Source organism: Methylobacterium sp. WSM2598 (assembly GCF_000379105.1).
In the GTDB taxonomy this organism is placed as follows: Bacteria; Pseudomonadota; Alphaproteobacteria; order Rhizobiales; family Beijerinckiaceae; genus Methylobacterium.
On the sequence record NZ_KB900609.1, the window covers coordinates 3,249,263 to 3,254,607 of the forward strand.

A 5,345-nucleotide genomic window follows, 5' to 3' on the forward strand; every position below is an offset into this window, starting at 1 on the left:
GGTTGCCCGGGCGAGGTTGTCCTGCACGGTCGAGCGGGCCACGCCCAGCGTTCGTCCGATCTCGCGCGAACTCACCCCATCGTGGGCGAGCCGCAGCATCTGTTTGATTTGTCGCATGGTCAGCTGTCTCCTGGCCGGCATCCCGCTCTCCTCGTGCTCGAGGACTGGGATGCCGCGGTTGCTGACCCGCGGGGATGCGCCGTGGCCGATGCCGGCTACCGAGTGGCCGGCTTCATCTCGGAACGCTGGCCGACATCAAATCGGAACGCTGGCCGGCTTCGCCTCGGAACCGGTGGCCGACTTCAATCGGAATCCGCAGACAGAGACAGCGACATCGAGAAGGCCTCGCCCCGCGGCGGGGCCTTCTTCGTCTGTCGTTCATCCGGTCGTGATTAGGATTTCGGTGCTCATCGAGGCCCGCAAACATGCGCCTGATCACCCTGACCCTCCCGCTCATCGCCCTCCTCGCTGGCCCGGCCCTGGCCCAGACGGTGGCTCCCGGAGGGCGCACGACGCCGACGCAGAACCCCTTCGCCCAGGGCGCCGCCCCGGCCACAAGGCCGGCGGCGCCGGCTCCCGCCGGGAAGATCGCCCCCGCGCCCGCCCAGAAGCCCGCGGCCCCCGCCCGGAAGCCGGCCGCTGCCGCGCCCGCCGGGGCAGTGTTCCCGACCGCGATCTCGCCCAAGTACGCCAGCGAGCCGGCCGGCAAGGCGCGCCAGAAGACCTGCGTGGACCAGTACAACGCCAACAAGGCCGCGGGTGGCGCGGGTAACGCCGGCATGACCTGGATCGAGAAGGGTGGCGGCTACTGGTCCGAGTGCAACAAGCGCCTCAAGGGCTGATCCACCCTTTCGAGATTTTGGTAGGCTCACCGTGTTGTTGAGGAGGCGAGCATGACCCCGACCATTCGCCGCAGCGTTGCCGCCCTGGTTCTGTCTCTGCCGTTCGGTCTCGTGGGTTCGGCTGATGCCGCCGGAGAGAAGCAGACCTTCAGGGCCACCCTGAACGGGACGAGCGAGGTGCCGTCCAACCAGACCAAGGGCACCGGAGAGGTCACCGCGACCTACGATCCGGGAACGAGGACGCTGAGCTGGAAGGGCAGCTACAGCGGCCTGACAGGGTCGGTGACGGCCGCTCACTTCCACGGCCCGGCTGCGCCGGGCCAGAACGCGGGCGTGCTGATCCCGGCTCCGGCTGCTACGAGCCCGTTCGAGGGCTCGGCGGCGCTGGACGAGGCGAAGGCGGCGGACCTGCTGGCGGGCAAGCTCTACTTCAACATTCACACGGCCGAGAACCCGAAGGGCGAGATCCGCGGGCAGGTGGAGCGGGCACCTTGAGGAGCTGAGCGCGGCGGGTCCTGGTTGAGGGCCAGCTCATTGGTGTCCCGCGGGGTCGAACGTGCGCTGCTCGGCCTGCGTCTCGCGGCAGTTCAGTGTGATGCGCAACGTCCTCGGGATCTACGCGCGGCTGCACGGGCAGGCGGGCCGGGGGGATGGACGAAGCCGGCTCGCTGCCCGAGAGCTATTGGGTAGTCAGGCCGGACGTATCGTGGTCGGACCGGCGCTGAGCCCCAGGACGAGGCTGGCCGCGAAGGCTCGTTCAACAGCGCAACGAGGAGCTGGTCAAAGGTTGAGTCTCGCAAGTAAGCGTGGTGTCATCGGTGCTGATGCGACTTATTGCACTCCTTGCTTGTGTCTTGCTGCTTCCGGGGGCGTCGTTCGGCGCTCAAGAGGGTGAGCATTTGAACACGCCCAATTACAGCGAGTGTATGGAAAAGTCCGGCGGTGTCACGTCCGAGATGCTCGACTGTGGCAGCGCGGAAGCGGACCGGCAGGATAAGAAATTGAACGCTATTTACAAGCAGTTGATGGACAGGGCTTCTGAGAAGCAGAAATCTGAGTTGAGGCAATCGCAGCGTGATTGGCTGATTTACAGAAAGAGCAGTTGTAATTTGATCTATGGTTTTGGTGAAGGAGGCACTATTGATGATTTAGCTGCTAGCTCTTGTGGTCTCGACGTTCTCGCACGAAGGGTAAAGTTTTTAGAAAGTCTGATTAAGCGTTGATTGTAAACGAGGTGACTAATTCGCGGTCACACAATTTGTGCGAATTCAGGTAGCGGGAATACGGTAACATCATAAAATAAGCTGAGGATGCCCCATTACTCACACGACGTATTTTAAGTAGACCTCCGTATTTTTTCGAAAACAACATGCATCATCATATTAGACGCCCACAAAAGAATATCAGCAGTAATCACAAACGCTTCTGATTGATGCTGTATCATATATAAAGCAAGTAAATATACAACAGATATAATAAACATGCGAGCGATCAGACGTACCCGTAATACAAGAATAATGCCTCCGATAATTGAGAGGGGTATTCCATAGAACATTGGAAATCCGAATGCTAAAATCATGGAATATTCCCGGCCGCCACTCAAGCCTAAGATGATCAATATGGCTAGGAAAGAGGCAACATAGCATGAAAGTGCAAAGATAATAACATGGATTAGGGTCACGACAAATCTGATGGCGACATCTATGGCTGGCATTGTGTTCCCGAAGGCCTCACAGGAGCGACCGGCCGGTCACGACCACTTCCTTCGTCATACGGTGCTCACGACATCAGATTTGTGATGCATGAGGCGGCGGCCGGGCGTGGAATGTCGAGCGTCATCCCGGGCGCCTGAGGCCTGTCGCAAACTTTTTTAGGCCTATCCGGAGAGCCTGAGAAGGCTGCCGACTCTCGCTTAGGTGCAGCTCCATATCAGGGAGCGCGAGGTCTGCCGGGAAGCCATCAGTGTCGATGACGGTACGATACCCTAGGTGCGCTCGTACCACGAGTTGCACGACAAGGCCGCTTCATACTGGCTCGTCGACTCTCACATCCGTCCTCGCTGATCAAAAGTGATTCACCATAATTGAAACGGACTGGCGCCTAGTTGCGACTTAGTCCAGAAGCACTTAAGAATATCGAGTTACTGCTCAGTGGAGCAAGACGGCCCCTCTTTCCTCGCGCCGCACCTGCCGATGCCCCTCGGAGGGGCGCTATCCTATGCAATCGTTAACAGCCTCGACCGTGATCACTGCTGGTCTGCTTTCTGCCCTAGTCTCCGCAGCATCATGGGCGGGCGAGCGGCAGCCCTTCGAGAAGGTGAAGGGCTGGGAAGTCGAGCGCACGGTCGGTGATGCCGGGCCGAACCCTTGCGTCGCGAGCCGCACCTACAAAGACCGCGACGACAACAACGCGGTCAACGCGGTCGTCTTCGCCCTTGACGGATCGCGTGCGGTCCTCGTTCTGGCCTATCAGGGCTGGGGGTGGGACAAGAACGAGAAAGTCACGGTGCCGCTCGCTCTCGACAAGAAGCTCATCGACGCCAAGTCACGCTGGGTCGGTGATGCTGAGATGCTCTCCACCAAGCTCCCCGACACGGTTGTCCCGGACCTCCTGGCAGCTCGGAAGATCATCCTACGTTTCGACGACAGCGACGCCGATTTCGATATTGCCGGGTTCCCGCAAGCCTACGAGGCCTTGCGCCGCTGCGATGCTGCCCCTGCGCGCACCGCCTCGGTGGCTCCTGCACCCCTAGCCCCGAAGGCGACCGCGCCTGCTGAACCATCAGCGGCCCGGGTGAAGGCCTACTTCGTTGGGTTGATGCTGCAGCAGGTCATCAAAGAATGCGAGGTCACCACCACTGGCCCGCAGCGCAGCGCCGTCGAAGCAAAGCTGTCCGCGCTGCAGCCGGAGATGACGGCGATCGACACCGCACTTCGCGAACAGGTTCGAACCCGCCCGGCTCCGTACTGTCCTCCGCCTAGCGATGAGCCGAAGTTCCAAGTCACTCTGCGGGACTTCGTCGAGCGTACTCCTGAGGATTTCACCGCTGCTGTAGAGCGTCGCGGAGCAGAAGCTGCCGCCGTCGACGAGAAATTGCCCAAGCTCTAAACCGCCTTGCTCCTTTAGTCCAACCCATCCGTGCCGCGCGCTCCTCCCAAGGCAGAGCCTTGAACACGGCCTCTGTCATGGTGCGCCGGCCCGGCTTCATTCTCTTGCCAGGGTCATCGAAGGCAACCCCCATCTCTGGCCTGGTGTGCAACTCGGCAACGAGGTCCGCCACGCTCATGTAGCCGCCACGGCCATTGCTGCGGCGCAGGCGTCCTCAGCTGAGGTCATCAAGGGTTGCCCGAGCGCTGCGCAACAATTCCCTGATCTGCCGCCTCAAGGCGGTCACCTCTGCCGTGCGCAGACCGTGCCGAAAGCGGCCGTTCGCACTACCTCGCGGGGCACCGCTCCCGATTGCGCCGCCGTGGAGACGGCAGCGCTTCCGGCCCTTCATGGCGGGGGACTGGCACTCCGTCCCGCGCCGGGTCTTGGCGCAGCAGCGGCGCGACAGGCGAAGTTGCAAGGGCTCGGTCGTCGGCAGGTTCACAGGGTTGATGTCCATTTTCGAGAGATCCCCCACCCCCCGGCATCGCCACGGCGCCGACGATGGCCTGACCACCTGGAGCGACGTACACGTGCTCGACAGTCACTTTCTGCTCGCCGCCGCGTCGGATCTTGGCCAAGGTTTCGAGCTGGGCGAGGAAGGTCCGCTGCAGCTTGGTCGCCAGTGTCCCGAAGCGCTCCATGGCGGCCGTGTCCTTGGCCCCCTTGGCCCGACTGATCATCGACATGGCGGCCTCGTGCGTCGCGACGATCTGCACGGCCAGCATCGCCTCGGCCTCGTTGCGGGGGGCGAGGCCCCCGACAGCCGCGAGGGCGGCGTTGAGCTGCTGGGCCGCGGGGGGACCCTTGCCCGGTTCGCACGCGGCCGCGCCGAGCCATCCGAGCATGTGACGTCCGAACGCATCCGACGCTGTGCCGAACGTGTCGAGCATGTGCAGGTGCTGCCCGGCCGCATCGGCATGGGGGGCGTCGAGCGCCACCTCACCTCCCTCCGCGAGGTCCACCTCGTAGGCAAGTGGGAGCGGGCGCGCCCGGATCCGCCGCCGGGCGCGCTTGATCGCCTCCTGCTCCTGCTCGGTTGGTTCCCGTGGAGAGGACATTGTGGACTTCGACATCGCGGTCACCTCGGCTGAGAGGCTTCAGGAGCAGAACCATCCGTATTGGTGACGCCCTCATGGACGCGCATCCGCAGACTGAGACGACTATACAACCGAACTTGATGTCTCTCTCGCATTGTCCGAGGGAGTATCTTCAAGTGGGACTGCAGGTCGTGTCCCTGGTGGTGGTGTAGCTCGACGGGAGCGAGAGAGCCCGTCTGCGCGCCCTCCACAGCGCCGAAGCAGGCGGGATCTCTCGCGGGGTGGTCATCGGCGGTTGCCGGGTAGGGTCGGGGTG

At 62.5% G+C, this 5,345-nt stretch carries 7 protein-coding genes; 4 read left to right on the forward strand and 3 right to left on the reverse strand.

From position 1 onward, the window contains the following. On the reverse strand, nucleotides 1-141 hold a 141-nt coding region (locus tag MET2598_RS43760; RefSeq protein WP_157182338.1), incomplete at its 3' end, for a helix-turn-helix domain-containing protein. A 284-nt stretch (nucleotides 142-425) separates the two neighbouring features. On the opposite strand from MET2598_RS43760, the gene MET2598_RS0115390 reads away from it, so the two are divergent. The 4 genes from MET2598_RS0115390 to MET2598_RS0115400 all read left to right on the forward strand — a co-directional run bounded on the left by MET2598_RS0115390 (nucleotide 426) and on the right by MET2598_RS0115400 (nucleotide 3,950). Continuing rightward, nucleotides 426-842, forward strand: a complete 417-nt coding sequence (locus tag MET2598_RS0115390; RefSeq protein ID WP_018261443.1) for a hypothetical protein — start codon at nucleotides 426-428, stop codon at nucleotides 840-842. A gap of 51 nt (nucleotides 843-893) precedes the next feature. Beyond that, nucleotides 894-1,337, forward strand: coding sequence for a CHRD domain-containing protein (locus MET2598_RS0115395; protein WP_018261444.1), 444 nt, complete (start codon nucleotides 894-896; stop codon nucleotides 1,335-1,337). A gap of 311 nt (nucleotides 1,338-1,648) precedes the next feature. Continuing rightward, complete coding sequence (locus tag MET2598_RS39225; RefSeq protein WP_157182167.1) at nucleotides 1,649-2,065, forward strand: lysozyme inhibitor LprI family protein; 417 nt, start codon at nucleotides 1,649-1,651, stop codon at nucleotides 2,063-2,065. A 994-nt stretch (nucleotides 2,066-3,059) separates the two neighbouring features. After that, complete coding sequence (locus MET2598_RS0115400) at nucleotides 3,060-3,950, forward strand: hypothetical protein (RefSeq protein ID WP_018261445.1); 891 nt, start codon at nucleotides 3,060-3,062, stop codon at nucleotides 3,948-3,950. Between the two features lie 214 nt (nucleotides 3,951-4,164). Here the strand turns inward: MET2598_RS0115400 and MET2598_RS43560 are convergent, their stop codons facing one another. Further along, the gene (locus MET2598_RS43560; RefSeq protein ID WP_330218347.1) at nucleotides 4,165-4,341 is read right to left on the reverse strand and encodes a hypothetical protein; all 177 of its coding nucleotides are present in this window, start codon (nucleotides 4,339-4,341) and stop codon (nucleotides 4,165-4,167) included. Beyond that, nucleotides 4,277-5,065, reverse strand: coding sequence for a hypothetical protein (locus tag MET2598_RS0115405; RefSeq protein WP_018261446.1), 789 nt, complete (start codon nucleotides 5,063-5,065; stop codon nucleotides 4,277-4,279). Before MET2598_RS0115405 ends, MET2598_RS43560 begins: the two co-directional genes overlap by 65 nt. Between the last annotated feature and the right edge of the window lie 280 nt (nucleotides 5,066-5,345).